This window comes from Roseateles sp. GW821-FHT02E12 (assembly GCF_059421665.1).
In genome coordinates this window covers 43755-70643 of sequence record NZ_JBWKVK010000003.1, presented here as the reverse complement: position 1 = coordinate 70643, position 26889 = coordinate 43755, and the positions used below count along the sequence as shown (strand labels likewise).

Here is a 26889-nt window from a genome sequence, read left to right as displayed (position 1 = left end):
AAATTACCCGCGCCGCCTGATGCACTGAGCGCCCGCCGCGCTCTACGATGCCGCCCGACTGCCCCCGGGCGGCATTACTTTTTCGCCGGTCCCTGATGACACAGCGCCCCTACATCGACCCGACGTCTGCGGCGGCGGACGCCGCCGGCCCGCCCCCTCCCAAGGAGGCTCCGGCCGCCTGGCAGCAGGCTTCGCATCACCCGCGCACGCGCCCCACGCCGGGCCGCCCGCCACGCGTTGCGCCAGAGGCCCCGAAGACGGGTTATTTCGCCGCCCACTGGCGCGGCGAACAAAGCCTGCCGCGCAGCTACTGGCTGAACAACTTCCTTGTCGCCACGCCGCTGGCCATGCTGCTGACCGGCTTGATGAGCTGGATCAGCGTCAAGGGCGACTCGCTGCAGGTCAGCGCCATCGTCGTGCTGCTGGGCTTCCCGTTGCTGCTGGCGCTGAACGTCTGGTGCCTCGTCGGCGCGTGGCGCTCGGCCACCACCTACCTGCGCGAATACGGCTCGCTGCTGTGGGGCTGGCTGGCCCGCATCAGCCTGGTGCTGGGCACGCTGCAGCTGGCGGCCTCGGTGCTGTTCGGCTTCCTGCCCAGCCTGGGTGAGTACTGGCAGATGGCGCGCGGCATCGACCCCATCGGGCAGGCCAAGTTCAGCCTCTCGGACGACGGCCGCAGCCTGCGCCTGGACGGCGTCATCGGCATGGGCGACGGCGAGCGGCTGCGCGCGCTGCTGGGCAGCGAGGCGGCTCGCGGCCTCAAGCGTGTGGAGCTCTCGTCTCCCGGCGGCCGCGTGCGCGAGGCCGAGCGCATGGCCAGTGCACTGAAGGAGCACCGCCAGGAAGCGCGCGCCGTGGGCACCTGTGCGAGTGCCTGCACGCTGGTGTTCCTGGCCGGCAACCCGCGCCATCTGGCGCCGGAAGGGCAGCTGGGCTTCCACCGCGCATCGACCGGCACCTACAACCCGGTGTTCGAGGAGCTGGCCAACCAGCAGCTCGCCAAGACCTACCGCGAACTGGGCCTGCCGCAGATCATGATCGACAAGACGCTGCGCACGCCGTCGCGCGGCATGTGGTTCGTGCCGCGCGAGGAATTGCAGGCGTATTCACTGATCGCGCCCTCGCCGCGCACGATGGCCATCCCCCTGCCCGCGGCAAACGCCCCGCTGGCCGACTTCGACGACGCACTGCGCATCCATCCGGTCTGGGAGGCGCTGGACAAGCGCAATGCCGGCATCATCAACGGCGTCGCCAAGCGCATGTTTGCGGCACGCGCGGCCGGCGCCGCCGACGAAGACGTGCAGGCCACCGCGCTGGCGCCGCTGGCGGGCCAGATGCCTGGCTTGGTCAACGGCACCGACGGCGTGCTGCGCCGGCGCTACGTGCAGATCGTGACCGACCAGCTGAAGGCGCTGCGCACGCCGCCCAAAGCCGGCGCCCGGCCCGCCTGCCGCGACCTGCTGGACGGCCACCTGAGCGCACGCCAGCAGTTGCCGCTGGAGCTGCAGGTGCGCGAGACGGCATGGCTGCTGGACGCGGCCAACGGCACGCCGCCGCGCTGGCTGCCCAAGCCACCGAGTGCCATCGAGATCGAGGTGCTCGACCGCTCCGTCGGCTCTGCCGCGATGGGCATGCTGTCGCGCCTGTGGGCCGACACGCCGGATACCGCCTCGGCTGCGCCGGGCGCACCTTGCGAGCCGGTCATCGCGATGCTGGATCGCCTGCAGGCCCAGCCTCCCGCGCGCCGCGAGCTGGCCGAGCGGCTGCTGTTCCACGGCCGCTGAGCCTGCCGCGGCCGGCGACGTCAGGTGGCGGTTTTCTCGACGACGACGAAACTGACTGCGTAGTCGCTCTCGTCGCTCAGCGTCACCAAGCCGCTCAAAGCCCGCTCGGCAAACCAGTCCGCCAGCGGGCCGGAGAGCTTGAGCACCGGCTTGCCGCTGGCTTCGTTGAGGATCTGGCAGTCGGGCAGGCGCATGGGCAGGTGCAGCCCGAGGCCGATGGCCTTGCTGAAGGCTTCCTTGGCCGAGAAGCGCGTCGCGAGATAGCGGATGCCGCGCGTCTCGGAGCGCGCACGGCGGGCGCGGAAGACGCGCAGCTCGTCGGCGCCCAGCACCTTCTCGGCGAAGCGCTCGCCGCGCCGGGCCAGCGTGGCCTCGATGCGGCGAATGTCGCAGATGTCGGTACCGATGCCGTAGATCATGTCGGCTCCCCGCCCGCCGGGTACGGCGGTCGACCCTCCGAGAGGGTCGGGCCTTGCTTGGGGCGGCCCGGCACGGTGGCCCGCATCATGCGTAGGCCGTCGCGATGACACGCAGATAGGCGCGCACGGTCTCGGTGTAGCCCAGCTCCAGCGCGTCAGCAACGAGAGCGTGGCCGATGGAGACCTCCTGCACACCCGGCACATGGCGCAGGAAGACGCTGAGGTTGTCGCGACTCAGGTCGTGCCCAGCGTTGATGCCCAGGCCCACCTTGAGCGCGGCCGCAGCCGTGGCCGTGAAGCCGGCCAGCACGGCGTCCTGGCGCTCGGTGCCAAAGGCGCTGGCGAAGGTCTCGGTGTAGAGCTCGATGCGGTCTGCGCCCAGCTCGGCCACGGCGGCCATCGCGGCAGGGTTGGGGTCCATGAAGAGGCTGACGCGCACGCCCAGGCTCTTGGCTTCCTCGATCAGCGGCGCCAGCCGCTCGGTGTCCTGCGGCAGCGTCCAGCCGTGGTCGGACGTGAACTGGTCTTCCGAGTCGGGCACGAAGGTGACCTGGTGCGGGCGGTAGCGGCGCACGAAGTCCATCAGGTTCTGCGTCGGGTTGCCTTCGATGTTGAACTCGGCCTGGGGCCAGTCCTTCAGGAAAGCGGCGAGGTCGTCGACATCGCCCGCGCGGATGTGGCGCGCATCGGGCCGCGGATGCACGGTGATGCCCTGGGCACCGGCGGCCAGGCACTGCTCGGCGGCGCGCAGCACGCTGGGGATGCCGAGGTGGCGCGTGTTGCGCAGCAGCGCAACCTTGTTGACGTTGACCGACAGGGCGCAGCGGGCGCCGGCGTGGGCGAAGGGGTTCATGAGGTCAGGGATCGAGCAGTTGTTGCACGTCGACCATCAGCGCGCGAGTGCGCAGTGGTTGGTGGCCCAAATGGTAGTGGAGCAGACCGCGCAGCGTGGTCTTCAGGCCTTGCGGCTCGGCCGCGCAGGCCTGGCGCAGCGCGGCCGTGCTGCCGTGCAGCAGCGCGGCTTGCAGCTGGATCAGCAGCGTGCCGGGCAGGCTGGCATCGCTGTTGGGCGGAATGACGCCGGACTCGGGCGAGAGCTGGTAGCGGCGCGCGGGGTCGATCGGACTTTGTGTCGGCGTGACGACGCTGAGGTCGGGCAGCAGGCCCAGCTCGGACAGCAGCTTGATCTCGAAGGCTCGCAGCGCGGTGTCGCCTTCGGCCAGATGGGCCAGCGTGTCGGCATAGGCGTCGAAGAGCCGGGGGTGCGGGTCGTGGCGGGCCAGCAGCTTCATCAGCAGCTCGTTGAGGTAGTAGCCCGAGAACAGCGCCGCACCGGCCGGAAGCGTCGCGCCGCCGCCCCACTCGGCGCTGCGCAGCGTCTGCACGTCACCGCCTTCGGCCTTGGCTGGCTTGGACAGACTCACGCTGATGCGTTGCAGCGGCAGCAGTACGGCGCGCAGCTGCGAGTACGGCCGCTTGGCGCCCTTGGCCGCGACGGCCAGGCGGCCGGACTCGCGGGTGAACAAGTCCAGGATGAGGCTGGACTCGCTCCAGTCGTGCTGGTGCAGCACGTAGGCGGGCTGGGCCGCCGGCGGGCGCGTCAGCCGCATCGAGTCATTCGTAGCCGTAGCTACGCAGATGTTCCTCTGTGTCGGCCCAACCGGAGCGCACCTTGACCCACAGCTCCAGGAAGACACGACCGTCCATCAGGTGCTCCAGCTCCTGGCGAGACTCGGAGCCGATGCGCTTCAGGCGCTCGCCGCCCTGGCCGATGATCATGCCCTTGTGGGCGTCGCGTTCGACGACGATGCTGGCGCTGATGCGGCGCAGCTCGCCCTCTTCTTCCCACTTGTCGATGATGACGGTGGAGGTGTAGGGCAGCTCGTCGCCCGTCAGGCGGAACAGCTTCTCGCGGATGATTTCGCTGGCGAGGAACTTCTCGCTGCGGTCGGTCAGCGCATCCTCGGCGTAGAACCAGCCCTGCTCGGGCAGGTAGGGCTTGAGGATCTTGAAGAGGCGCGTGACGTCGGCCTCCTTCTTGGCCGACAGCGGCACGAATTCCGTGAAATTGCGCCGCTCGGCCATGCCCTTGAGCCAGGGCGCCAGCTCGGCGCGGCGGTGCACGGCGTCGAGCTTGTTGGCGACCAGCACGACCGGCTTGTCCTCGGGCAGCAGGCCCAGCACCTTGGCGTCGTCCAGGCCAAAGCGGCCGGCCTCGACGACGAAGAGCACCAGGTCCACGTCGGCCAGCACACCGTGCACGGTGCGGTTGAGCGTGCGGTTGAGCGCGGCGTTGTGCTTGGTCTGGAAGCCGGGCGTGTCGACGAAGACGAACTGGGCTTCGTCCACCGTGCGCACACCGGTGATGCGGTGGCGCGTCGTCTGCGCCTTGTCGGAGGTGATGCTGACCTTCTGGCCGACGAGGGCGTTGAGCAGCGTGGACTTGCCCACGTTGGGGCGGCCGACGATGGCGATGAGGCCACAACGTTGAGCGGACGGCTGCGGTACTTCGGATGCGGGCACAGTGGTCTCGGTCATGGTTTGCCTCGTTCGGCGTTCAATCTGTCCAGCAGGCGGCGAGCGGCCTCCTGTTCGGCGGTGCGGCGAGAGCGGCCAACGCCCAGCTCGGCGACATCGAGTGCGGGAACGGCGCATTCGACCTCGAAGGTCTGAGCATGCGCCTGGCCACGTGTCGCGACGATACGGTAACTGGGCACGGCAATGCGGCGGGCCTGCAGCCACTCTTGCAATGCGGTCTTGGCATCCTTGGCGAAGTCCCCGGCGCTGGACGCACTTGCGATGGTTTCGCTGAGCAAGCGGCGCACGATGCCCAGCGCTGCTTCATAGCCGGCATCGATGTAGGCGGCGCCAAGCAGGGCCTCGACGGCGTCGGCCAGGATGGAGGGCCGCTGAGCGCCGCCGCCACGGGCCTCGCCATCGGACATCTTCAGTACGGCCGGCAGGCCCAGCGTCAGGGCCAGTTTGTGCAGGCTGTCCTCGCGCACGAGATGGGCACGCACGCGCGTCAGGTCGCCTTCGTCGGAGCCGGCATAGCGTTCGTAGAGCAGGCTGGACACGGCCAGGCTCAACACGGCGTCGCCGAGGAATTCCAGGCGTTCGTTGTGGTCGGCGCCGTAGCTGCGGTGAGTCAGCGCGCGAGCCAGGAGATCGGACCGCTGGAAGCGGTGGCCGAGGCGGCGTTGCAGGTCGTCCAGTGAGGCGCTCATTGACGCAAGGCAGGCGTCAACGCGACTTGCCCCGGTACTTGATCATCAGGTAGACCGGCCCGAAGAGGTCGACCTCTTTGTCCCAGGCGAACTCGATGACGACCTTGTCGTTGCCGTCCTTGGTGACGACGAGGTCACTGCCCTTGATGCTCTGGATGGAGTATTCGACCTGGATGGACTTGTCGAATTCCTGGCGCACCTGGGGCACCGTGGCCGGGTTGCCTGCCGCGATGCGGTCGACGACGCGCTGCACCGTGTAGTACTCGAGCACGGTCGGGAAGACCTTCATGCCGACGACGGCGGTGACCGCAGTGATTCCGCCCCAGAACAGCAGGCCGATCAGCGTGAGGCCGCGCTGGCGGTGGGGAAACGACGAAGGACGGCGACGAGGGCTCATCTGGGCATCAATCGAAGAAAGTACCGACGCGCTTGAGGTTACCGAAATTCATCCAGACCAAGAAGGCCCTGCCGACGATGTTCTCGTCCGGCACGAAACCCCAGAAGCGGGAGTCGCGCGAGTTGTCGCGGTTGTCGCCCATCATGAAGTAGTGGCCGGCCGGCACCTTGCAGGTCACGCCTTCGAGGGTGTAGCGGCAGTTTTCCTGGAACGGGAAGGGGCCGTCGGCGCGATCGGGCCGGAAGAAGCGCGGGGCGTCGGGCTGCACGAGGATCTGGTGTGCCTTGTCGCCGAGCTTTTCCGTGAAGCGCGGCCGGTAGACGCGTGGCGAGCCACTGTCGTCATAGAAGTTGTCCACCGGCTGCGTCACCGCGAGCTGGCCGTTGACGTAGAGCTTCTGGTTGACATAGCTCACCTCGTCGCCGGGGATGCCGACGACGCGCTTGATGAAGTCGGTGCTCGGGTCTTCGGGGTAGCGGAAGACCATCACGTCGCCACGCTTGACGTCGTTATTGGAGATGATCTTCTTGTTCAACACCGGCAAGCGAACGCCGTAGTGGAACTTGTTGACGAGGATGAGGTCGCCGACGAGCAGCGTTGGCACCATGGAGCCCGACGGGATCTTGAAGGGCTCGAACAGGAAGCTGCGCAGCAGGAAGACGACGAGGATCACCGGGAACAGGCCGGCGGTCCAGTCCAGCCACCAGGGCTGTTGCAGGATCTGCTGGCGGGCCGGCTCGATGTCGCCATCCACACGGGAGATGCCCTGGGCGGCCAGGGTCTCGCGGCGCTTGGCGTCGTTGGCCGCCAGCGCATCGGCAGCAGCACGGCGGGCCGGTGCGAAATGGAAACGCTCGGCCAGCCAGTAAAACAGCGTCACCGCGGTCAGGACGAAAAGCAGCAGCGCGAAGTTGCCGTTCCACCGACCGGCGTACCAGCCGCCCAGGTAGGCCACCAGGGCCGCGTACAAAACACCGGTCAGAGCGCTCATCAAGGAGGTTTTCAAGGCTGGATTGGGGGGTCAGTCGTCGACTTGCAGGATGGCGAGGAAGGCTTCTTGCGGCACCTCGACCGAGCCGATTTGCTTCATGCGCTTCTTGCCGGCCTTTTGCTTTTCCAGCAGCTTGCGCTTGCGGCTGATGTCGCCGCCGTAGCATTTTGCCAGCACGTTCTTGCGCAGCGCCTTGATGTTCTCGCGCGCGATGATGTTGCCGCCGATCGCCGCCTGGATGGCCACGTCGTACATCTGGCGCGGAATGTGTTCGCGCATCTTGGCCGCCACACCACGGCCACGGAACTGGCTCTGCACGCGGTGCACGATGATGGACAGCGCGTCGACCCGGTCGCCGTTGATCAGGATGTCGACCTTCACCACGTCGGATGCGCGGTACTCCTTGAACTCGTAGTCCATCGAGGCATAGCCGCGCGACACGCTCTTGAGCTTGTCGAAGAAGTCCAGCACGATCTCGGCCAGCGGCATCTCGTAGGTCAGCATGACCTGCTTGCCGTGGTAGGCCATGTTCAGTTGGTTGCCACGCTTCTGGTTGGCCAGGGTCATGACCGGGCCGACGTAGTCCTGCGGCATGTACAGGTGCACGGTGACGATGGGCTCGCGGATCTCCTGGATCTGGCCCACCTCGGGCATCTTGCTCGGGTTCTCGACCAGGATCACCGTGCCATCACCCTGCACCACTTCGTACACCACGCTCGGCGCGGTGGTGATCAGGTCCTGGTCGAACTCACGCTCCAGGCGCTCCTGCACGATCTCCATGTGCAGCAGGCCCAGGAAGCCGCAGCGGAAGCCGAAGCCCAACGCCTGCGACACCTCGGGCTCGTAGCGCAGCGAGGAGTCGTTGAGCTTGAGCTTCTCGAGTGCATCGCGCAGTTGGTCGTACTCGCTGGCCTCGGTCGGGTAGAGGCCGGCAAACACCTGCGGCTGAATCTCCTTGAAGCCCGGCAGCGCCTCTTCGGCGGGGCCCAGGTTGTTGGGCAGCTTCTTTTCCAGCGTGATGGTGTCGCCGACCTTGGCGGCCTGCAACTCCTTGATGCCCGCGATGATGAAACCCACCTCGCCGGCATTGAGTTCCTGGCGCGGTTCCGACTTGGGCGAGAACACACCCAGGTTGTCGGCCGGGTAGACGGCGTTGGAGGCCATCATGCGGATGCGCTCGCCCTTTTTGAGCGTGCCGTCGACCACACGCACCAACATCACCACGCCGACGTAGTTGTCGAACCAGCTGTCGATGATCATCGCGCGCAGCGGCGCATCGACCACGCCATTGGGCGGCGGCATGCGCGCGATCACCGCTTCGATGATCTCGTCGATGCCCATGCCGGTCTTGGCGCTGCAGGGGATGGCGTCTTCGGCGTCGATGCCGATCACATCCTCGATCTCGGCGCGTGCGTTCTCCGGATCTGCGTTCGGCAGGTCCATCTTGTTGAGCACCGGCACCACCGTCACGCCGAGGTCCAGCGCCGTGTAGCAGTTGGCGACCGTCTGCGCTTCCACACCTTGCGACGCATCGACGACGAGCAGCGCACCTTCGCAGGCCGACAGCGAGCGGCTGACTTCATAAGAGAAGTCCACATGCCCCGGCGTGTCGATCAGGTTGAGGTTGTATATCTGGCCGTCCTTGGCCTTGTACTGAAGCGCAGCGGTCTGCGCCTTGATCGTGATGCCGCGCTCGCGCTCGATGTCCATCGAGTCCAGCACTTGCGCTTCCATCTCCCGATCACTGAGCCCGCCACAGCGTTGAATGATGCGGTCGGCCAACGTGCTCTTGCCGTGGTCGATGTGGGCAATGATGGAGAAATTGCGGATGTGATTCATGGAGTCTGCAGCGCGCGGGGCCGGAAGCTCAACGGCGCGAGCCGTTGCATGGAAGGCTCATATCGCGCAGCGATGTGAAGGCGCTGAAAGCGCCGTGCCGAACATAAAAAAAAGGCACGTCGAAGAGGCGACGTGCCTTCCAACAAAAGGTATGGCAACTGCTTGTTGGGCCTTCATTGTAGCCAAAAGGCCCGGCCGGGAAGCCGCACCAGCATTGGTTTTCCGGCCGTTGCAGGCTGCCAACAAGGATTTTTAACCACAGGTTATCCACAAGTTCCTGTGGATCCCCTGTGGATCAAATCAGGGTGTTGCCGGTGAACGTCGATTCCACCTTGAGACGCCCATTTCCGGGCGTGTCTGGACACGATTTTAGCGGTCCGCGCGAACAATCCCAATCTTTCTCGATAAGTTAGCCGGCGCCAACTTCTAAAATCGGTGGACAACCTCAGCCACCCAACCGGTCGGGCTTGCCGCATCGCGGAAAGCCCGAGCTGACTGCCTAGGTTTGTACCGGATCAGTTCGCCGGCTTGAGCAGCACGAAGCTGACCACATCCTCGCGACGCACCACCAGGTTGATCACCTTGGCCTTGTCCGCCTTGGCGATCTGGGCCTGGAAGCTCTTGACCGAGGACACCTCGACGTTGTCCACCGACAGGATGAGGTCGCCTTCGCGCAGGCCGGCGCGCGCAGCGGCACCCGTGGCGCCCTCCACCTTCACGCCTGACTTGAGCTTCATCTCCTTGCGCTGGGCATCGGTCAGCTCAGACACCTTCAGGCCGAGAGCCGCGCTCGGAGCGGTGGCTGCGGGCGCGGGCTCGCTGCTGCTCTCGCTGCTGGTGCCCGGCTTCTTGCTGCGCTCGTCTTCGCCGATGGTGACGACGATGTCCTTGGTCGTGCCGCGGCGGAACACGGTCAGCGTCGTCTTGGCGCCGGGTTTCACGTTGGCGACCAGGCGACGCAGGTCGGCGGCCTTGTCGACGATCTTGCCGTCGACCTTGGTGACCACGTCGCCACCTTCAACGCCGGCCTTCTCGGCCGGGCTACCGGCGATGACCGAGCGGATCACGGCGCCCTGCGGCTTGCCCAGGCCAATGGCCTCGGCGATTTCCTTGGTGATGTCGTCCGGCAGCACGCCAAGATAGCCGCGCACGACGCGGCCGCCGGCGCGCAGCTCGTCGGCCACGCGGATGGCATCGGCGATGGGGATCGCGAAGGAGATGCCCATGTAGCCACCGTTCTGGCTGTAGATCTGCGAGTTGATGCCGATGACCTCGCCGCGCATGTTGACGAGCGGGCCGCCGGAGTTGCCGGGGTTGATGGCCACGTCGGTCTGGATCAGCGGCAGCAGCTCACCGGTGTCGCGCTGCTTGGCGCTGATGATGCCGGCCGTCACGGTGTTCTCCAGGCCGAAGGGCGAGCCGATGGCCATGACCCATTCGCCGACACGAGACTTGTTGCTGTCGCCAACCTTGACGACCGGCAGGCCCGTCGCCTCGACTTTCACGATGGCCACGTCGGAGCGTTGGTCGGCGCCGATGATCTTGGCCTTGAGTTCACGCTTGTCGGTCAGCGTGACGATGACCTCGTCGGCGCCTTGCACGACGTGGGCATTGGTCAGCACATAGCCGTCAGCGCTGAGGATGAAACCGGAGCCGACACCACGGCGCGTCGGGCCGTCGTCGTCGGGCGTGCCGCCGCCGCGCGGTGCACCGCGGCGCTGGTTGGGCACGGGGATGCCGAAGCGCCGGAAGAACTCCTGCATCTGCTCGTTCATCTCCGCCTGGCCTTCGGCCACCTTGACCTTCTCGGCGGTGCGGATGTTGACGACCGCGGGGCCCACGCGCTCCACCAGCTCGGTGAAGTCCGGCAGCTCGCGCGGTTGAGCCGTGGCGGGGGCCTGGCCCAGGGTCAGCGCCAACGCCAGCGCCGTGCTCGACAACAGAAAGCGCGTGCGCGCGGGGTGGAGGCGGTTCTCAGCGTGCATGTGGAATTTCCAGGAATTCAGCAGGAGCGGTGACGGACGGAACAAATGGGGCGAGGCAGCTGCACTTCAAGGATGCGACGACGAAGCCGACGACTCTGGCAGAGCCAGTCCCCAATCGATGACCTCGGGCGGCGCGTCGCCCGGCAGCGTACGGCCTGCAGCCGTCTGAGCAAAGCTCAGGCCGCTAAGCCCCTGCACGCGTGGTGTTGTGATTGGTGCAGCGGTGGCGACAGTGTCGGCGTCGGCCGCCGGCGGGGGCCGCAGCGTGCCGATGCCGATGGCCACCACCACGAAGCCGGCTGCGACTGCGACGGGCGCGAACCAGTCGCGCCGGCGCGGGAGCTCGGCCACCTCGGCCGGCAGTTGGGCATGCAGGGCTGCGAGCAAGGCCTCGGGATCGCGACGCAATTCGGGCAGCTCCGCGGCACGCACGCCATCGGCCGCGGCATGCCACAACGCCCAGCGCTCGCGCAGGCCCGGGTCGCTCGCCCAGGCGGCATTCACGCGCGCCCAATCGGCCGGCGTCGCGCGGCCGTCCATGACTGCGGACAAGGCCTCGTTCAGCGTGTCGTCAGTGGCGCTCACCATCGCCGCCCTCCTCTGCCGCCCAGCAGCGGCCGCAGGCGCGCGGCGACGGCCTCGCGGGCTCGGAAGATGCGCGAGCGCACGGTGCCCGGCGGGCAGCCCATCAAATCGCCGATCTCGTCGTAGCTCAAGCCATCCACCTCTCGCAGCAACAGCGCCCGGCGCTGATCCTCGGCCAGGGCCTCGATCGCCTCGTCCAGCTCGCGCGCCAACTGGCGGCTGGCAAGCAAGGCCTCGGGGGTTGCATCGTCGCTTGGAGACGCGTCACTGCCGAAAGTTCCCTCGTCGTCATCCAGCGATTCGACAGGCCGCTGGCGCGCGCGGTGACGCTTGGCCGCGTTGATCGCGATGCGGTAGATCCAGGTGTAGAAGGCGCTCTCGCCGCGGAAGGCCGGCAGCGCGCGGAAGGCGGCCAGGAAGGTCTCCTGGCAAAGGTCGGCCACGTCAGCAGGATCGCGCACGCTGCGCGACAGCAAGCGCTCGACGCGGCGCTGGTACTTCAGCACCAGCATGTCGAAGGCGGCGCGGCTGCCGCCCTGAGCTTCGCGCACCAGCAGCGCGTCAGCGTCCGCGTCGGCGCTCATCGCTGCACGGCCCCGCCCGGCGCGGCGAACAGCGTCGCGCGCAGTGCACCCCAATGCGCAACCTGCTGGCGGCGCGACAGCGGCAGCCAGCACGGGCCAGGGCTGGCGTGCAGCAGCAGCCAGGCGTCGAGGTCGATCAGCACGGCGAGTTGCACGCGGGCTTCGTCATCGCGGTCGAGCTCGGCCAGCCACCAGGCTTCGCCATCCCAGCGCAGCCGGCGCGGCTTCACGGCCGCAGCCCGCCACGCCCAAAACCCGACAACGGGAACGGCCAGCAGCAGTGGCCAGGCTTGAGACTGATGGCTGAGCGCCCACGCGGCCAAACCGCCCGCTGCGAGCAGGCCGACAAGCGCTACAGCAGCCTGTACGGCCGGCTGGGGCTGGAGTTGCACGACGACCGGCGGCGTGCGGCGCATCGCCGGCTGTGCCTAGACGCGCTTGAAGATCAGCGTGCCGTTGGTGCCGCCGAAGCCGAAGTTGTTCTTGGCGGCGATGTCGATCTTCATGGGCCGCGCCTCGTTGGCGCAGTAGTCCAGGTCGCACTCGGGATCCTGGTTGAAGATGTTGATCGTCGGCGGCGCCACCTGGTCGCGGATGGCCAGGGCCGTGAACACCGACTCGATGCCGCCCGCGCCGCCCAGCAGGTGGCCGGTCATGGACTTGGTCGAGCTGATGACCATGCTCTTGGCGTGATCGCCGAAGGCCAGCTTGATCGCGTTGGTCTCGTTCACGTCCCCCAGCGGCGTGGAGGTGCCATGGGCATTCATGTACTGGACCTGGTCGGGGTTCATGCCCGCGTTGCGCAGCGCCGCGCGCATGGAGCGCTTGGGGCCGTCAACGTTGGGCGCGGTCATGTGGTACGCGTCCGCACCCATGCCGAAACCGGCCAGTTCGCAATAGATCTTGGCGCCGCGCTTCTTGGCGTGCTCGTACTCTTCGAGCACCAGCACGCCGGCGCCCTCACCCAGCACGAAACCGTCGCGGTCCTTGTCCCAGGGGCGGGACGCGGTCGCGGGGTCGTCGTTGCGGGTGGAGAGCGCCCGGGCAGCGGCGAAACCGCCGATGCCCAGCGGCGACACCGCACCTTCGGCGCCGCCCGCAATCATCACGTCGGCGTCGCCGTACTCGATGAGGCGGCCGGCTTCGCCGATCGCGTGCAGGCCCGTGGTGCAGGCCGTCACGATCGCCAGGTTGGGTCCCTGGAAGCCGAAGTTGATGGAGACATGGCCCGAGATCATGTTGATGATCGAGGCCGGGATGAAGAACGGCGAGATGCGGCGCGGGCCGCGGTTGATCAGCTCGGTCTTGGTGTCTTCGATCAGCGGCAAGCCGCCGATGCCAGACCCCACGAGCACGCCGATACGCTCGGCCTGTTCTTCGGTCAGTTGATCGCCGGTGGGAATACCGGAGTCACGCACTGCCTGGAAGGCCGCCGCCAGCCCGTAATGGATGAAACCATCCATGTGCCGGGCTTCTTTCGCTGGGATGTAGTCCTCGACGTTGAAGCCCTTGACCTCACCCGCGAAGTGGCACGCCAGGTTGCTGGCGTCAAAGCGGGTAACGGTGGCGATGCCGGAACGACCGGCGAGGATATTGGCCCAGCCTTCGGCAACGGTATTGCCGACGGGACTGATCAGGCCAAGACCGGTAACAACGACGCGGCGACGGCTCATGCAGTGCGGATCAGAGTTGCGAGAGAAAAAGGACTGAGGCCGAAGCGCTCAAGCCTTCTGGTGCTTGACGGCGTAGTCGATCGCCAGCTGCACGGTGGTGATCTTCTCGGCCTCTTCGTCCGGGATCTCGATGCCGAACTCGTCTTCGAGGGCCATCACCAGTTCCACGGTGTCCAGAGAATCGGCGCCCAGGTCGGCAACGAAAGCCTTCTCGTTCGTAACGTCGGCTTCCGCCACGCCGAGTTGCTCGGCGATGATTTTCTTGACTCGTGCTTCGATATCGCTCATGAATCCTCCAGGAGGGATTTGCTGAAAACAGCCCATTATTCTACGGGCTCTAGATGGGTGCCCCTAAATCAGGGCGCCCGGGCCAAATCAGCCCATGTACATGCCGCCGTTGACGTGCAGCTCGGACCCGGTGATGTAAGCACCTCCCGGTGACGCCAGGAAGACGACGGCGGCGGCAATTTCTTCAGGCGCGCCCAGGCGCCCCAGCGGGATCTGCGACAGCAGCGCAGCCTTCTGGGCCTCGGGCAGCACCTCGGTCATGTCGGTGGCGATGAAGCCCGGCGCGATGCAGTTGACCGTGATGTTGCGGCTGCCCAGCTCGCGGGCCAGCGAGCGTGTCAGGCCGGCCACGCCGGCCTTGGCCGCCGCGTAGTTGGCCTGGCCGGCATTGCCGGAAGCGCCGACGACCGACGTGATGTTGACGATGCGGCCGCTGCGCTGCTTCATCATCGGCTTGGTGGCCGCGCGGGCAAGGCGGAACACCGCCTTCAGGTTGGTATCGACGACGGCATCCCAGTCGTCGTCCTTCATGCGCATGGACAGGCCGTCACGCGTGATGCCGGCGTTGTTGACGAGCAGGTGCAGGCCGCCGTCCTTGGCGACGATGTCGTCCACGGCCGCCTGGCTGGCAGCGGCGTCCGTCACGTTCAGCACGATGCCGCGGCCGCCGTGGGCCGCCAGGGCCTCGGTGATGCCGGCGGCGCCGGATTCGCTGGTGGCCGTGCCGATGACGCGCCAGCCTTCGTTGGCAAGGGCCAGCGCAATCGCACGGCCAATGCCTCGGCTGGCGCCGGTGACGAGGGCGATGCCCTTGTTTGCGGATTCAGTCATGTCAGCCACCTCCCAGCAGCGCACGGGCCTCGGCGAGCGAGGCAGGGTCGAAGATGCAGGCGGCCTGCAGCTCAGCATCGATGCGCTTGGCCATGCCGGTCAGCACCTTGCCGGGGCCGGCTTCGATGATGTGGCCGATGCCATGGCCTTTGAGCGCCTGCACGACCTCGACCCAGCGCACCGGGCCAAAGGCCTGGCGGTAGAGCGCATCGCGCATCGCCGCGTCGTTCTCGGTGATGGCGACGTCGATGTTGTTGATGACGGGGAAGGCGGCGGCCTGGAACTGCACCGTCGCCAGCTTTTCCTTCAGCCGCTCGGCGGCCGGCTTCATCAGGCTGGAATGAAAAGGTGCGGACACCGACAGCGGCAGCGCGCGCTTGGCACCCGCGGCCTTCAGGATCTCGGCGGCCTTGTCGGCGCCGGCCTTGCTGCCGGCGATGACCGTCTGCTTCGGGTCGTTGAAGTTGACCGCCTCGACGGCCTCACCGGTCTCGGCCGCGGCCTGGGCGCAGCCGGCGCGGACGGCATCGCCGTCCAGGCCCAGGATGGCGTACATCGCGCCAGCACCGACGGGGACGGCCTCCTGCATGGCCTGGGCGCGGAAACGCACCAGCGGCAGTGCGTCCGCCAGGCTCAGCGCACCGGCGGCAACAAGGGCCGTGTACTCGCCCAGCGAATGACCGGCTGCGGCAACGGGCACCGCACCGGTCTCGGCAACGAAGGCACGCCAGCAGGCAATGCCGGCCGTCAGCATGACGGGCTGGGTGTTGGTCGTCAGGTCGAGCTGATCCTTGGGGCCGGCATGGATCAGCGCGGCGATGTCCTCGCCCAGAGCGGCAGAGGCCTCTTCCAGCGTGCGGCGGACTTCCAGGTGATCGCCCCAGGCGTCGAGCATGCCGACGGCCTGCGAGCCTTGGCCAGGAAAGACAACGGCGAAAGGTGCAGTCATGAGATCAGTTCCAAATCAGTAGCGGTCGGAGGTGCCGGTGCGCCAGCTCTTCCCGGCTAGTACTTCAGCAGGGCAGCGCCCCAGGTGAAGCCGCCGCCGACGCCTTCCAGCATCACGGTGTCGCCACGCTGGATGCGGCCACTGCGCACCGCGACGTCCAGCGCCAGCGGCACAGACGCGGCCGAGGTGTTGCCATGCTCGTCGACGGTGGCGATGAGCTTGTTCAGGTCCAGCTTCAGCTTCTTGGCCGTGCCCTGCATGATGCGGATATTGGCCTGGTGCGGGATCAGCCAGTCGAGGTCGGCTTCGGTCATGCCGGCCTTGTCGAGCACCGAGCGAGCGACCTTCTCCAGCACGCCGACGGCGAGCTTGAAGACGGCCTGGCCGTCCATCTTCAAGAACGGGCTGCCCAGCACCTGGCCGCCAGCGACCGTGCCGGGCGTGCAGAGAACGTCGACATGGCGCGAATCGGCATGCAACTCGGTCGCGAGGATGCCAGGCTCGGCGCTCGCACCCAGCACGACGGCGCCGGCGCCGTCGCCGAACAGCACGCAGGTCGTGCGGTCCTTGAAGTCGAGGATGCGCGAGAACACTTCCGCGCCGACGACGAGGGCCTTGTTGGCGGCGCCACTCTTGATCATCGAGTCGGCCACGCTCAGCGCGTAGACGAAGCCGGAGCAGACGGCCTGCACATCGAAAGCCGCGCAGCCGTGCACGCCGAGCTTCTTCTGCAGCAGGCAGGCTGTCGACGGGAACACCATGTCGGGCGTGGACGTCGCGACGATGATGAGATCGATCTCTTCGGCAACGATGCCGGCCGCGTCGAGCGCCGCCTGCGCCGCCGGGAAGGCCAGATCGCTGGCCGCCTGATCGGGCGCCGCGAAATGGCGGGCGCGGATGCCGGTGCGCTCGACGATCCAATCGTCGGACGTCTCGATGCCATCAGCCGCAAGACGCGCCGCCAGATCCTTGTTGGTCACCCGGTCAGCGGGCAGGAAGCTGCCGGTGCCGAGGATGCGGGAGTAGCGGGGGGTGTGGATTCCAGTGGGGATCAATGGGTAGCCTCCGTGCTGCGCGCTGCGGCGCAAGCGCCTTCAGGCGGCCATGCGGCGCTCACGCAGCCTGCGCGACGTTTGTCGCGTTGTCTCCAGCATCGCTCGCCTTGGCCTGCAGCGTGGCGACGATGCGGTCGTGAACCCGGTCAAGCAGCCGGTTGCGGGCGGCATCATAAGCGCGGGCCAAAGCCTGTTCGAAGGCAAAGGCATCAGCCGAACCATGGCTCTTGAAGACGAGACCACGCAAGCCCAGCAGCGCCGCGCCATTAAAGCGGCGATGGTCGACGCGGTGCTTGAAGGCCTTCAGGATGGGCAGGGCCAGCAGCGCGACCAGCTTGGTCAACAGGTTGCGGCTGAACTCTTCCTTGATGAAGGCGCCGATCATCGTGGCCAGGCCCTCGGAGGTCTTCAACATGACGTTGCCGACGAAGCCGTCGCAGACGACGATGTCCGTCGTGCCCTTGAAGATGTCGTTGCCCTCGACATTGCCGAAGAAGTTGAGCTGACCCGCCGCACCGGCCGCGCGCAACAGCTCGCCGGCCTGCTTGATGGTCTCGCTGCCCTTGATGGCCTCCTCGCCGATGTTGAGCAGGCCGACGCTGGGTTCTTCGTTGCCCTCGACGGCGGACACCAGCGCGCTGCCCATGACGGCGAACTGCAGCAGATGCTCGGCCGTGCAGTCGACGTTGGCGCCAAGATCCAGCACGGTTGTGAAGCGGCCGCGCTGGTTGGGCATGACGGTCGCGATGGCGGGGCGGTCGATGCCGTCCAGCGTCTTCAGCAGATAGCGGGCCACGGCCATCAGCGCGCCGGTGTTGCCCGCGGACACGCAGGCATGGGCCAGCGCCGGGTTGCCGTCGCGGTCGGCCTTGAGCTGCTGGATGGCAACGCGCATCGACGAGTCACGCTTGCGGCGCAGCGCGATCTCGATCGGGTCGTCCATCGTGACGACCTCGCTGGCCGCAACGACGCGGCAGCGCGGCCAGGCCGCCGCGGCGGTCAGTTCCTCGGGCTTGCCAACGAGGATGAGTTCGGCGCCGGGATGCTTGTCCAGGAAGGCGCGGCAGGCTGGCAACGTCACCGAAGGGCCGTGGTCGCCGCCCATGCAATCGACAGCCAGGCGGATCGGTTCAGGCAGGGGTGCTGCGGTCATGTCAGTGGTTTTTGTGAGCCACAAAGACCAAACCCGGCGCTGCGCGGTACGCAGGCCGGGTCGGCAGATTCATCGATAGTTTGGCGCCGCAGCAAGCGGCACCGAGCACCATCAGGCGGCGTCGGCCTTGCTCTTCAGCACCTTGCGCCCACGGTAGAAACCGGTGGGGCTGATGTGGTGACGCAGGTGCACTTCGCCCGTCGTCGGCTCGATGCCGGTGCCCGGGGTGACCAGAGCATTGTGCGAACGGTGCATGCCGCGCTTGGAAGGCGACTTCTTGTTTTGCTGAACAGCCATGAAATTCTCCAGACTCTGCGGGATTGGGGGGCGGACTTTGGGGCACTGCCCCGGGGAGTGAGGTCAACGCTCGAACTCCAGACCGCAGAAAAGCCCATGATTGTAGCAGCGGATCGTCAAGTCGCCAAGCTGCGCCGTACTGAGGGCACCGAATGGCGGGAAAGCCCATGGCGTCAGCCGTCGCTGCGCTTCAATGCAGCGAGCTTGGCAAAGGGGTTGGGGCGCTCCTCAGCCTCGGGCTCCGCCTCTTCCTCGACATGCGCCAGCGGCTCGGGGCAGACGTCATGGCGCGGCACCAGCGGCAGGGCCAGCAACAGTTCGTCCTCGATCAGTTCGCGGGCATCAAGGTGGCGCGGCAGGGCCAGCACATCGTCGTCGCTGTCAACGTCCAGCGCGGCGGCCTCAGCTTCGGTATCGACGAAGCGGATCCAGCGGTCGATGTCGATGTCTTCATGCACCGCCTTCAGGCAGCGCTGGCAGGTCAAGGCGACCTGCCCCGAGGCCGTTAGGTGCAGCCAGGTCTGGGGCTTGCCGCCCTTGGGCTGGCGTATTTCGCCGTGCAGGCTCCACTGCAGCGCGGGCCAGGTGCTGGCAGGAGCCTCAGGGGCCGCCGAATCGGCCAGGCGCTCCAGCGAGGCCGCTGGCCATTCGCCGGCCAGGCTGGCGTCGTCATGAGCAAGGGCCGCAACGTCGAGCTTCTCGGGAACAAAGGCGCGCGTTTTCATGGCCGAGAGTTTAGGCGGGGGAGAATGCTCCGATGCCTCAGTTGATCCTCGCCTCGACCTCGCGCTACCGACAGGAATTGTTGACCCGGCTGCGCCTGCCCTTCGATGCGGTGGCGCCCGAAGTCGACGAAACCGCCTTGCCCGGCGAGCCGCCGGCCGCGCTGGCCGAACGACTGGCGCTGGCCAAGGCCCGGGCCGTGGCGGCCAGCCACCCGGGCGCCATCGTCATCGGCTCGGACCAGGTCGCCGACCTGGGCGGAGAAGCCATCGGCAAGCCCGGCACGCACGAAGCCGCCCGCGCGCAACTGGGCCGCATGAGTGGGCGCGACGTCGTCTTCCAGACCGCCGTGGCCATCGTGGCGCCGGGCCTGGCGGCCATCGAGCGCGCCGAGGTGCGCGTGAGGTTCCGCGAATTGAGCGCCGCGGCCATCGAGGCCTATCTGCACGCCGATCAACCCTATGACTGCGCCGGCAGCGCCAAGGTCGAAAGCCTGGGAATCGCACTGCTGGAGGCCGTCGAGTCCGACGACCCGACCGCGCTGATCGGCTTGCCGCTGATCCGCACCTGCACGCTGTTGCGCCGCGCTGGCCTGGAGCCCTTGGCATGAAGACGGGCCGCTTGATCCTGATGCCCAACACGCTGGACTTCGGCGTGGACGATTCGCTGGACCTGCGCGAGGTGCTGCCCCAGCGCGTCATCGAGACGGCTGCGCGGCTGACGCACTGGGCCGCCGAGAGCGCGAAGACGACGCGCTCGCTGCTCAAGCGCATTGATGCCATCGCGCCGTTGAACCAGCCGCTGCAGGCCATGCAGATCGCCGAGCTGCCGCGCCCGCCCAAAGGTGGCCGAGGCGGCGGCGACGACGTGGCCGCCTGGCTTGCCCTGCTGGACCCTGCGCATGCCGGGCACGACCTCGGCCTGATCTCGGAAGCCGGCCTGCCGGCCGTGGCCGACCCAGGCGCGCGCCTGGTGGCACTGGCGCACGAGGCGGGCATCGAGGTGGTCGCGCTGTCCGGGCCCAGTTCGCTGCTACTGGCGCTTGCCGTCAGCGGCCTGAACGGCCAGAGCTTTGCCTTCGTCGGCTATCTGCCGGTGGACGCCAGCGGGCGCACGGCGCGCATCCGCGAACTGGAGTCGCTGTCGGCCAAGGCCCAGCAGACGCAGCTGCTGATCGAGACGCCCTACCGCAACGAGCCCTTGCGCCAGGCGCTGCTGGCCGCGCTGAAGCCCACCACGCGGCTCTCGATCAGCGTCGGCTTGACGCTGCCCGGCGGCTGGACGCAGACCGCCACGGTGGCGGACTGGCGGTCCAACGGCACCAAGCTGCCCGACCGCATCCCTGCGGTGTTCGCAATCCTGGCTTAGGACTCGGCCGGCGCTGGGCTGGCCTTGGCGCCGAACAGTGCGGCGACCTGCTTCTTGGGCTTGATGTAGCTGGACAGGCCCTTGCCGGCGCCTGCCGTAGCAGCCGCCTTGGCCTTCTCCCAGGCCGGCGGATCACCCGCCGAGCTGGCCTCATAGGGCTTGTCGAAGAAGGGGTCCTTCGGCGGTGCTGGCGGACGATAGGCCGGGCGTGCCGCCACGGGGCGAACCTCCGGGCGGGCGGCTTCCGGCGCCTCGCTCTCCTCCGGCCGGCGGCGCTCGAAACGCGGCGGGCGGCTGTCCTGCAGCTCGAAGGGGTCGAGGTCGATCTTGCGCTTGAGCAGCTTCTCGATGTCGGCGATGAGGCGCGCATCGGACTTGGTGACCAGCGTGACCGCCAGACCCGAAGCACCCGCGCGGCCGGTACGGCCGATGCGGTGGACATAGTCCTCGGCGTTGAACGGCACGTCGAAATTGAAGACGGCAGGCAGGTCGGCAATGTCCAGGCCGCGGGCGGCCACGTCGGTGGCCACAAGCACATCCACCTCGCCGCGCTTGAAGGCGTCGAGCGACTTAAGGCGCTCGTCCTGCGACTTATCGCCGTGCAGGGCGGCCGTGCGCAGGCCGTCGCGCTCGAAAGAACGGGCCAGCCGGGCCACACCCAACTTGGAGTTACCGAAGACGATGGCCTGGCGGAGCGAGCGCTCCTTCAGGATCTGCTTCACGACCGCACGCTTGTCGTCATCGGTCACACCGTAGAAGCGCTGCTCGACGGTCGTGGCCGCCTGGTTGGGGCGGGCCGTCTCGACGAGGATGGGGTCCTGCAGATAGCTCTGGGCCAAGCGCTTGATCTCGGGCGAGAAGGTTGCCGAGAACAGCAGCGTTTGGCGCGCCTTGGGCAGGAAGCTGAGGATGCGCTGCAGGTCCGGCAGGAAGCCGATGTCCAGCATGCGGTCAGCCTCGTCGAGCACGACGTACTCGACCTGGTTGAGCACGCAGTTCTTGGCTTCGATGTGGTCCAGCAAACGACCCGGCGTTGCAATCAGCACCTCGACGCCGGCCTTCAGCGCGGCCGTCTGCGGCTTCATGTCCACGCCGCCGAAGACGACAATCGAACGCAGCTGGGTGTGCTTGGCGTACTTCTTGACGTTGTCGGCCACCTGGTCGGCCAGCTCGCGGGTGGGCGCCAGCACCAGGGCTCGCACCGGGTGGCGGGCGGGCGACACGCTGGCGGTCTCGTGCTTGAGCATGCGCTGCAGCAGTGGGATGGAAAACGCCGCCGTCTTGCCCGTGCCAGTCTGTGCGGCACCCATGACGTCACGGCCTTCCAGGACGATGGGAATCGCCTTGGCCTGGATGGGCGTCATCGTCAGATAGCCGGAATCGGCGACCGCGCGAAGCAGCTTGGCGTCCAGGGGCAGCGTGTCAAAACGGGCAGGCGCGGGCGCCTCTTCGGGCACCGCGACTGCGGACTCAGGGGTTTCTTGCATCCGGTGATTATCCCGGATGGACAGGGAAACCCTCTAGCGCTTCTCCGGCCGGGCTATGGGCGGCTGCGATTCACTGCGCGAATTCAGCACCATCCAGCGCGGCGTGCGGAAGCGAACGATGCGCCAATAGAGCAGCACATAGCAGACGACGAAGAGGCCCAGGATGATCTGCAGCATGACCGTGTCGTCCCACCAAATGGTGGCCGGCACGACCGACAGGCTGCACAGCACCCACAGATACGGCGCGGTCAGCGCGTTGCGGCGCGTCAGCACGGCGGCGTCCTTGCTGCCCAGTGCCCAGCGCATCAGGCGGCGGTAGATCAGGCTGTGCAGATGGATGCCGTCCGGCATGCCGACCGGGCGCCCGCGCACGACTTTGCGGCGGTACATCGAGAACACCGTCTCCCAGACCGGGTAGGCGCACAGCAGCAGCGGGAACATCGGCGACACGTCGGGGTTGCGCACGAGCAGCAGGATGGACAGCTCGGCAAGCACGAAGCCGAGGAAATACGCGCCACCGTCACCCAGGAAGATCAGCCCGAACGGGTAGTTCCACATGAAGAAGCCCAGGATGGCGCCGATCAGGGCAATCGCGATCGCAGCGATGAACACGTCTCCGGCCTGCAAGGCCACGTAGGCCAGGCCCGCCAGCATGATGGCGGAGCACATCGAAGCCAACCCGTTCATGCCGTCGATGATGTTGATGGAATTGGCCACGCCACTGACCACGAACAGCGCCAGCACATAGCCGCCCACCGCGGTGCCCGCGATGAAGTCCAGTCCGGGGATGCTGGTGTACTTGATCTGCCCGTCGAGCAGCCAGGCGCCGAGGACGCCGGCCAGCAGCGTCGCAAGCAGTCGGCGCAAGGGGCTGACCTGCTTGGTCAGGTCCTCCACCAGCCCGGAAGCAAACGCAGGCAGGCAGCATGCGGTCAACAGACCTACCTTGCCGCTGAAGCCAGGGAATTTGTAAGCCAGCAACAGGGCGCCCGCAGCAAAGCCCGAAAAAATCGCCAGGCCGCCAATGCGTGGCACGGGGCGGGTGTGGAACTTCTGCGGACCCGATAAATCGTGGTCTGCCGACAGCCCCCCATGGAAATGCGCCGAGCGGATGATCAACAAAGTGATGACCGCCGCAACGGCAAAACTCAAAGCTAGGGTGGGCAGCATTAAAAATGCCGGCGCGCCTAGACAACAGGCTGCGTCGGAATCGTGACAGACGTCAAATTCTACCGGCGCCCCCCAATCGCTAGAATGCGCGCCGTCCACCGACTGCCCTTCGCAGCACGGTCTCCTCTTCGAAGAGCGGCAATTCATGACATTTCACGAGTCCCTGGACTCGCCCGTGACGGCGCCTCAATCTAACGACTCCACCCTTGCGCTCCGCTGGCTTCGGAGTCGTTGCCGGTACGTTCTGCTGGCGACACTTCCTGCCGCGCTGCTGGGCCTCTCGGGGATGACCCTGGCGGCAGGGACGCAGGACTCACAAGCGACGACGAGCCAGGAAGGTCCCATCCGGCTGAACACGCAGACGCAGACGCGCGGCCCGGCCGGCGAGCAGACGGAGTCGCAGGACACGCAAGCCACGCAGCGGCGAGAACTCACCCCGCAAGAGCGGGCCAAGATCCCGTCATTGCAAAGCGAATTCGAACGCTACGTCCAGCGCATCGCCGGCGACGACGCCGACATCCGACGCCTCGGCGCGGAGTTGATGACGGACCGCAGCCGCCTGGGCGCCAGCCCCGAGGGCAGCAGCCAGATCCCGCCCGACTACGTCATCAGCCTGGGTGACGAAGTGCTCATCACGCTGTGGGGCTCCGTCGAGGCCGATCTGCGCCTGATCGTGGATCGCAGCGGCCGCATCACCATTCCGCGTGTCGGCAGTGTGCTCGTGGCAGGCCTGCGCTTTGCGGACCTCAATGCCGTGGTGGACCAGCGCGTGGCGCAATCCTTTCGCGGCTACCGGCTGAGCACGACGCTTGGCAAGCTGCGCAGCATCCGCGTCTACGTCACGGGCTTCACGCAGAAGCCGGGCGCCTACTCGGTCAGCAGCCTGTCGACCGTCGTCAACGCCCTGATGCAGGCCGGTGGCCCCTCGGCTTCGGGCAGCTTCCGCAACATCGAACTGCGCCGTGGCGGCAAGGTGGTCAGCCAGTTCGACCTCTACGACCTGCTCATCAAGGGCGACAAGGCCGGCGACCGTGTGCTCCAGGCCGAGGATGTCGTGCACATCGGCCCCGTGGGTACGCAAGTGGCGCTGATCGGCAGCGTGAACCGCCCGGCAATCTTCGAGCTCAAGCCGGGCGAAGCGGTGGAGGAGCTGCTGGCGATGGCGGGCGGCTTCGGCGCGACGGCGGATCGCAGCCGTCTGGCGATCGAAAGCCTCGACGCGCGCAGCAACACTCGCATCAGCGAGCTCAGCCTGCCGGCGCAAATGCGCCAGCCGCTCCAAGGCGGCGACCTGCTCCGCGCCTTCAGCGCGCTCGAGGTGGCGCTGCCCCAGCACCGCCAGAACAAGCGCGTGCGCATCGAAGGCGAAGTCAATCGCCCCGGCGACTTCATCCTGCCGCCCAACAGCACGCTTGTCGACGCGATCCGCGCCGCGGGTGGCCTCACGCCTGGCGCCTTCCTGTTCGGCAGCGAGTTCAACCGTGAGAGCGTGCGCATCAGCCAGCAGCAGCAATATGAGCGCGCGCTGCGCGATCTGGAGACGGAGTTCGCGCGCATCCAGGTGACGCAGAAGGCGCTGACGGCGGATGAAGCCAGTGCCCAGGCGGCCCGCGCCAACAGTTCGAGCAAGCTGATCGAGCGCCTGCGCGCCGTCAAGCCCACCGGCCGCATCGTGCTGCAGGTGGCCCCGAATGCCGGCACGCTGCCCGACCTGGCGGTGGAAGACGGCGACCGTCTGCTGGTGCCCGCTCGGCCCACATCGGTGGGTGTTTTCGGCAGCGTGTTCAATGGCGGCAGCTTCGTCTACAACTCGAACAGCAGCGTGGATGAGATGTTGCGCCTCGCGGGCGGCCCGACACGCGGCGCCGATACGAACAGCACCTTCGTCATCCGTGCCAACGGCAGCGTCATCAGCGCCAAGCAGCAGAACAGCGGCTGGCTCAGCGTCAGCAGCGGCTTCTCGACGCTGCAGTCCCTGCCGGGCGACACCATCTTCGTGCCCGAGGACCTGAGCAAGACCAACTTCACCCAAGAGGCGAAGGAATGGACTCAGATCCTCTACCAATTCGGCCTGGGTGCCGCAGCCCTGAAGACGATCCGGAACTGATCTCGTGAATCAAGCTTCGATGACTTCGCCAGGCTCGGCTTCGCTCCCCGCGGATGACAGGCACGCCCTGCTGGATCCGCTCGCCCTGCTGTTCGGCCGTTGGCGGCTGCTGGTGGCCGCGCCGCTGGTGGGCGCCGCCTGCGCCATCGGCGTGAGCTACCTGGCCACACCGCTCTACACCGCCCGCACGGTCTTCGTGCCTCCCCAGCAGCAGCAGAGCTCCGCGGCTTCGGCGCTGGCATCGCTCGGCGCGTTGTCCGGCCTGGCAGGCAGCATGGGCAGCCTGAAGACCACGGCCGACCAGTACGTCTCGCTGCTCCAGAGCCTCAATGTCGCGGACCGGCTGATCGATCAGCTCAAGCTTCAGGAGGTGTACGGCCTGGAGCGCCGCGCGGAAGCCCGGCGCATGCTGGAGAAGCGTGTACGCGTCTCCCTGGGCAAGAAGGATGGGCTGATCACCGTCGAGGTGGATGACGCCGAGCCCGCCCGTGCGGCGGATCTGGCCAACCGGCACGTGGCCGAATTGCGCCGCCTGTCGACCGAACTCTCGCTGACCGAGACCCAGCAGCGGCGAGCCTTCTTCGAGACGGAACTCAAGCGCACCCAGGCCAGCCTGACGGCGGCCCAGGGCAAGCTGCAAGGCAGCGGCTTCAATGCCGGCGCCATCAAAGCCGAGCCCAAGGCGGCCGCGGAGGCCTATGCCAAGCTCAAGGCAGACGCCACGGCGGCCCAAGTCAAGCTGCGCACGCTGCGTTCGCAGCTGACCGACACGGCGCCCGAGGTGCAGATGGTGTCGGCCCAGGTCGCTGCGCTGAACAGTGAACTGCAGAAGCTGGAGCGCACCGTGGGAACCACGGACGACGCCAACTACCTTGGCATCTACCGCGAGTTCAAGTACCAGGAGACGCTGTTCGAATTGCTGTCCAAGCAGTTCGAGCTGGCGCGACTGGACGAGGCTCGCGAGGGTGCGCTGATTCAGGTGGTGGATGTCGCCACGGCGCCCGAGATGAAGAGCTGGCCGAGGCGCAGCTATTTCGCTGCGGCGGGCGCGTTCGCCGCCGCCTTGCTGGCGATCGGTTTCACACTGCTGCAGCCCCTTTGGCGGGCGACCGCGCTGCGCGTGCGTTCGACCGGCGGCTGAGCTTTGCAGCGGCCCGCCGGCTGCCCTCCGACATGGCCCGCTTGCGCTTCGATTTCTCCGCCCGCCTACCTGCTGCCTATGCGGCACTGCTCTGGGACGTCTTCTTCGTCCAGCGCGGTCGGGGCCTGAGCCTTGAAGAGCACTTCCCCTGGATCAAGCAGCCGGAGGACGGGGTCCGTTTCGCGACGCTGAGCGATGGCGGGGCCCTGTTGGCCGGTCTGACAGTGCGCCCTTGCGGCGCGCAGACCGCCGCCGTCGGCCTCGTCTGCGTTCACCCCAGCCACCGCGGCCAGGGCCTGTCGACCCAGTTGCTGGAGGAAACCCTGTGCGAAGTCGATCAACTCGGCCATGCCGGCACGACGCTGTGGACTGGCAAGCCGGCGGTCTACCAATCGCACGGCTTCATCCCGCGCGACGACAGCCTGCAATGCCAGGTGAGCCACTGGCCGGCCAGCGCGGCTTCTGCGCCCGCGCACCGCTGGCCAGACAGCGCCGAAACAGCGGGCAGGCGGCGCGGATTGCCGGCCTACGCCCACCACGGCCTACGCGTCGGCACCCCCAGCGCCGAGCTGCTGATGCTGCTGGACCCGCTGGGTGTCTCGGTGGCGGAATGGCAAGGCCATGATGCCGACGTGATCGAATTGCTGGCCTCGGTGATGCCGGCGCGCTGGCGGTTGAATGCGCTGCGGGGCGACAGCCTGCCCCAAGCGCTGGAGGCCCACGGTGCGGCGCTGGCCGTGGTGCCGCAGCAGCTGCAGATGTGGCGCCCCCGGCCCGGCACCCCCTTGCCCGAACTGCCTCGCCTGCGCTTGCTGGACCGCATTTGAAGACCCGAA

At 67.3% G+C, this 26889-nt stretch carries 28 protein-coding genes; 6 read left to right on the top strand and 22 right to left on the bottom strand.

All coding sequences use genetic code 11. The features are described from left to right. Positions 1-95 precede the first annotated feature (95 nt). On the top strand, positions 96-1784 hold the full coding sequence (locus AC07V5_RS18365) for a COG3904 family protein (RefSeq protein ID WP_495117149.1): 1689 nt from the start codon (positions 96-98) through the stop codon (positions 1782-1784). A gap of 20 nt (positions 1785-1804) precedes the next feature. Here the strand turns inward: AC07V5_RS18365 and acpS are convergent, their stop codons facing one another. From acpS to AC07V5_RS18265, 20 genes are all read right to left on the bottom strand, one after another. Continuing rightward, positions 1805-2203, bottom strand: a complete 399-nt coding sequence (gene acpS, locus AC07V5_RS18360) for a holo-ACP synthase (RefSeq protein WP_495117148.1) — start codon at positions 2201-2203, stop codon at positions 1805-1807. Between the two features lie 85 nt (positions 2204-2288). Beyond that, positions 2289-3056: a pyridoxine 5'-phosphate synthase gene (locus AC07V5_RS18355; RefSeq protein WP_495117147.1), complete on the bottom strand. Its 768-nt coding sequence runs from the start codon at positions 3054-3056 to the stop codon at positions 2289-2291. A 4-nt stretch (positions 3057-3060) separates the two neighbouring features. Continuing rightward, the gene (recO, locus tag AC07V5_RS18350) at positions 3061-3813 is read right to left on the bottom strand and encodes a DNA repair protein RecO (RefSeq protein ID WP_495117146.1); all 753 of its coding nucleotides are present in this window, start codon (positions 3811-3813) and stop codon (positions 3061-3063) included. Positions 3814-3817: 4 nt separating this feature from the next. After that, on the bottom strand, positions 3818-4741 hold the full coding sequence (gene era / locus AC07V5_RS18345; RefSeq protein ID WP_495117145.1) for a GTPase Era: 924 nt from the start codon (positions 4739-4741) through the stop codon (positions 3818-3820). Further along, a complete protein-coding gene (rnc, locus tag AC07V5_RS18340; protein ID WP_495117144.1) occupies positions 4738-5430 on the bottom strand; it encodes a ribonuclease III in 693 nt (230 codons plus the stop codon). Before rnc ends, era begins: the two co-directional genes overlap by 4 nt. 16 nt (positions 5431-5446) lie before the next feature. Then, positions 5447-5827: a DUF4845 domain-containing protein gene (locus AC07V5_RS18335; RefSeq protein WP_495117143.1), complete on the bottom strand. Its 381-nt coding sequence runs from the start codon at positions 5825-5827 to the stop codon at positions 5447-5449. Between the two features lie 7 nt (positions 5828-5834). Then, complete coding sequence (gene lepB / locus AC07V5_RS18330) at positions 5835-6818, bottom strand: signal peptidase I (RefSeq protein ID WP_495117142.1); 984 nt, start codon at positions 6816-6818, stop codon at positions 5835-5837. A 30-nt stretch (positions 6819-6848) separates the two neighbouring features. Continuing rightward, complete coding sequence (lepA, locus tag AC07V5_RS18325) at positions 6849-8657, bottom strand: translation elongation factor 4 (protein WP_495117141.1); 1809 nt, start codon at positions 8655-8657, stop codon at positions 6849-6851. 515 nt (positions 8658-9172) lie between these two features. Beyond that, positions 9173-10642 carry a Do family serine endopeptidase gene (locus AC07V5_RS18320; protein WP_495117140.1) on the bottom strand — a complete coding sequence of 490 codons (1470 nt, stop codon included), beginning with the start codon at positions 10640-10642 and terminating at the stop codon, positions 9173-9175. Between the two features lie 66 nt (positions 10643-10708). Next, positions 10709-11230, bottom strand: a complete 522-nt coding sequence (locus AC07V5_RS18315; protein WP_495117139.1) for a hypothetical protein — start codon at positions 11228-11230, stop codon at positions 10709-10711. Continuing rightward, a complete protein-coding gene (locus AC07V5_RS18310; RefSeq protein WP_495117138.1) occupies positions 11224-11811 on the bottom strand; it encodes a sigma-70 family RNA polymerase sigma factor in 588 nt (195 codons plus the stop codon). Before AC07V5_RS18310 ends, AC07V5_RS18315 begins: the two co-directional genes overlap by 7 nt. Further along, on the bottom strand, positions 11808-12227 hold the full coding sequence (locus AC07V5_RS18305; protein WP_495117137.1) for a hypothetical protein: 420 nt from the start codon (positions 12225-12227) through the stop codon (positions 11808-11810). The genes AC07V5_RS18310 and AC07V5_RS18305 overlap by 4 nt, the downstream gene beginning before the upstream one ends. 12 nt (positions 12228-12239) lie before the next feature. Further along, the gene (gene fabF / locus AC07V5_RS18300; protein WP_495117136.1) at positions 12240-13484 is read right to left on the bottom strand and encodes a beta-ketoacyl-ACP synthase II; all 1245 of its coding nucleotides are present in this window, start codon (positions 13482-13484) and stop codon (positions 12240-12242) included. A gap of 48 nt (positions 13485-13532) precedes the next feature. Then, a complete protein-coding gene (gene acpP, locus AC07V5_RS18295) occupies positions 13533-13772 on the bottom strand; it encodes an acyl carrier protein (protein WP_056204266.1) in 240 nt (79 codons plus the stop codon). 87 nt (positions 13773-13859) lie between these two features. Beyond that, positions 13860-14603 (bottom strand): 3-oxoacyl-ACP reductase FabG, encoded by a 744-nt coding sequence (gene fabG, locus AC07V5_RS18290; RefSeq protein ID WP_495117135.1) that lies wholly within the window; start codon positions 14601-14603, stop codon positions 13860-13862. A gap of 1 nt (position 14604) precedes the next feature. After that, the gene (gene fabD / locus AC07V5_RS18285; protein ID WP_495117134.1) at positions 14605-15552 is read right to left on the bottom strand and encodes an ACP S-malonyltransferase; all 948 of its coding nucleotides are present in this window, start codon (positions 15550-15552) and stop codon (positions 14605-14607) included. A gap of 56 nt (positions 15553-15608) precedes the next feature. Continuing rightward, positions 15609-16592: a beta-ketoacyl-ACP synthase III gene (locus AC07V5_RS18280; RefSeq protein ID WP_495118007.1), complete on the bottom strand. Its 984-nt coding sequence runs from the start codon at positions 16590-16592 to the stop codon at positions 15609-15611. Between the two features lie 73 nt (positions 16593-16665). Continuing rightward, the gene (gene plsX, locus AC07V5_RS18275; protein WP_495117133.1) at positions 16666-17760 is read right to left on the bottom strand and encodes a phosphate acyltransferase PlsX; all 1095 of its coding nucleotides are present in this window, start codon (positions 17758-17760) and stop codon (positions 16666-16668) included. Positions 17761-17871: 111 nt separating this feature from the next. Beyond that, entirely contained in the window at positions 17872-18057 is a 186-nt protein-coding gene (gene rpmF, locus AC07V5_RS18270) for a 50S ribosomal protein L32 (RefSeq protein WP_056204281.1), read from the bottom strand. 173 nt (positions 18058-18230) lie between these two features. Beyond that, positions 18231-18782: a YceD family protein gene (locus tag AC07V5_RS18265; RefSeq protein ID WP_495117132.1), complete on the bottom strand. Its 552-nt coding sequence runs from the start codon at positions 18780-18782 to the stop codon at positions 18231-18233. 32 nt (positions 18783-18814) lie between these two features. Between AC07V5_RS18265 and AC07V5_RS18260 the strand changes: the two genes are divergently transcribed. Then, a complete protein-coding gene (locus AC07V5_RS18260) occupies positions 18815-19390 on the top strand; it encodes a Maf family nucleotide pyrophosphatase (RefSeq protein WP_495117131.1) in 576 nt (191 codons plus the stop codon). Further along, positions 19387-20148 carry an SAM-dependent methyltransferase gene (locus tag AC07V5_RS18255; protein ID WP_495117130.1) on the top strand — a complete coding sequence of 254 codons (762 nt, stop codon included), beginning with the start codon at positions 19387-19389 and terminating at the stop codon, positions 20146-20148. The genes AC07V5_RS18260 and AC07V5_RS18255 overlap by 4 nt, the downstream gene beginning before the upstream one ends. On the opposite strand, the gene AC07V5_RS18250 is transcribed toward AC07V5_RS18255, so the two are convergent. Next, positions 20145-21635, bottom strand: a complete 1491-nt coding sequence (locus AC07V5_RS18250; protein ID WP_495117129.1) for a DEAD/DEAH box helicase — start codon at positions 21633-21635, stop codon at positions 20145-20147. The genes AC07V5_RS18255 and AC07V5_RS18250 overlap by 4 nt on opposite strands. 33 nt (positions 21636-21668) lie before the next feature. Continuing rightward, the gene (locus tag AC07V5_RS18245; protein WP_495118006.1) at positions 21669-22802 is read right to left on the bottom strand and encodes an MraY family glycosyltransferase; all 1134 of its coding nucleotides are present in this window, start codon (positions 22800-22802) and stop codon (positions 21669-21671) included. A gap of 289 nt (positions 22803-23091) precedes the next feature. Between AC07V5_RS18245 and AC07V5_RS18240 the strand changes: the two genes are divergently transcribed. From AC07V5_RS18240 to AC07V5_RS18230, 3 genes are read left to right on the top strand one after another with little or no spacing between them, the layout of a single operon-like run. Continuing rightward, positions 23092-24912, top strand: coding sequence for an SLBB domain-containing protein (locus AC07V5_RS18240; protein WP_495117128.1), 1821 nt, complete (start codon positions 23092-23094; stop codon positions 24910-24912). 19 nt (positions 24913-24931) lie between these two features. Then, positions 24932-26053 carry a Wzz/FepE/Etk N-terminal domain-containing protein gene (locus tag AC07V5_RS18235; protein ID WP_495117127.1) on the top strand — a complete coding sequence of 374 codons (1122 nt, stop codon included), beginning with the start codon at positions 24932-24934 and terminating at the stop codon, positions 26051-26053. Positions 26054-26085: 32 nt separating this feature from the next. Then, a complete protein-coding gene (locus AC07V5_RS18230; protein ID WP_495117126.1) occupies positions 26086-26880 on the top strand; it encodes a GNAT family N-acetyltransferase in 795 nt (264 codons plus the stop codon). Positions 26881-26889 lie beyond the last annotated feature (9 nt).

Coding starts and splice junctions, on each gene's coding strand:
- acpS (WP_495117148.1), bottom strand. CDS start 2,203: ATGATCTACGGCATCGGTACCGACATCTGCGACATTCGCCGCATCGAG.
- AC07V5_RS18260 (WP_495117131.1), top strand. CDS start 18,815: ATGCCTCAGTTGATCCTCGCCTCGACCTCGCGCTACCGACAGGAATTG.
- AC07V5_RS18255 (WP_495117130.1), top strand. CDS start 19,387: ATGAAGACGGGCCGCTTGATCCTGATGCCCAACACGCTGGACTTCGGC.
- rpmF (WP_056204281.1), bottom strand. CDS start 18,057: ATGGCTGTTCAGCAAAACAAGAAGTCGCCTTCCAAGCGCGGCATGCAC.
- fabD (WP_495117134.1), bottom strand. CDS start 15,552: ATGACTGCACCTTTCGCCGTTGTCTTTCCTGGCCAAGGCTCGCAGGCC.
- fabF (WP_495117136.1), bottom strand. CDS start 13,484: ATGAGCCGTCGCCGCGTCGTTGTTACCGGTCTTGGCCTGATCAGTCCC.
- fabG (WP_495117135.1), bottom strand. CDS start 14,603: ATGACTGAATCCGCAAACAAGGGCATCGCCCTCGTCACCGGCGCCAGC.
- AC07V5_RS18235 (WP_495117127.1), top strand. CDS start 24,932: ATGACTTCGCCAGGCTCGGCTTCGCTCCCCGCGGATGACAGGCACGCC.
- era (WP_495117145.1), bottom strand. CDS start 4,741: ATGACCGAGACCACTGTGCCCGCATCCGAAGTACCGCAGCCGTCCGCT.
- AC07V5_RS18315 (WP_495117139.1), bottom strand. CDS start 11,230: ATGGTGAGCGCCACTGACGACACGCTGAACGAGGCCTTGTCCGCAGTC.
- lepB (WP_495117142.1), bottom strand. CDS start 6,818: ATGAGCGCTCTGACCGGTGTTTTGTACGCGGCCCTGGTGGCCTACCTG.
- AC07V5_RS18230 (WP_495117126.1), top strand. CDS start 26,086: ATGGCCCGCTTGCGCTTCGATTTCTCCGCCCGCCTACCTGCTGCCTAT.
- AC07V5_RS18365 (WP_495117149.1), top strand. CDS start 96: ATGACACAGCGCCCCTACATCGACCCGACGTCTGCGGCGGCGGACGCC.
- AC07V5_RS18355 (WP_495117147.1), bottom strand. CDS start 3,056: ATGAACCCCTTCGCCCACGCCGGCGCCCGCTGCGCCCTGTCGGTCAAC.
- AC07V5_RS18305 (WP_495117137.1), bottom strand. CDS start 12,227: ATGCGCCGCACGCCGCCGGTCGTCGTGCAACTCCAGCCCCAGCCGGCC.
- AC07V5_RS18310 (WP_495117138.1), bottom strand. CDS start 11,811: ATGAGCGCCGACGCGGACGCTGACGCGCTGCTGGTGCGCGAAGCTCAG.
- rnc (WP_495117144.1), bottom strand. CDS start 5,430: ATGAGCGCCTCACTGGACGACCTGCAACGCCGCCTCGGCCACCGCTTC.
- acpP (WP_056204266.1), bottom strand. CDS start 13,772: ATGAGCGATATCGAAGCACGAGTCAAGAAAATCATCGCCGAGCAACTC.
- AC07V5_RS18240 (WP_495117128.1), top strand. CDS start 23,092: ATGACCCTGGCGGCAGGGACGCAGGACTCACAAGCGACGACGAGCCAG.
- AC07V5_RS18250 (WP_495117129.1), bottom strand. CDS start 21,635: ATGCAAGAAACCCCTGAGTCCGCAGTCGCGGTGCCCGAAGAGGCGCCC.
- AC07V5_RS18335 (WP_495117143.1), bottom strand. CDS start 5,827: ATGAGCCCTCGTCGCCGTCCTTCGTCGTTTCCCCACCGCCAGCGCGGC.
- lepA (WP_495117141.1), bottom strand. CDS start 8,657: ATGAATCACATCCGCAATTTCTCCATCATTGCCCACATCGACCACGGC.
- AC07V5_RS18265 (WP_495117132.1), bottom strand. CDS start 18,782: ATGAAAACGCGCGCCTTTGTTCCCGAGAAGCTCGACGTTGCGGCCCTT.
- recO (WP_495117146.1), bottom strand. CDS start 3,813: ATGCGGCTGACGCGCCCGCCGGCGGCCCAGCCCGCCTACGTGCTGCAC.
- plsX (WP_495117133.1), bottom strand. CDS start 17,760: ATGACCGCAGCACCCCTGCCTGAACCGATCCGCCTGGCTGTCGATTGC.
- AC07V5_RS18320 (WP_495117140.1), bottom strand. CDS start 10,642: ATGCACGCTGAGAACCGCCTCCACCCCGCGCGCACGCGCTTTCTGTTG.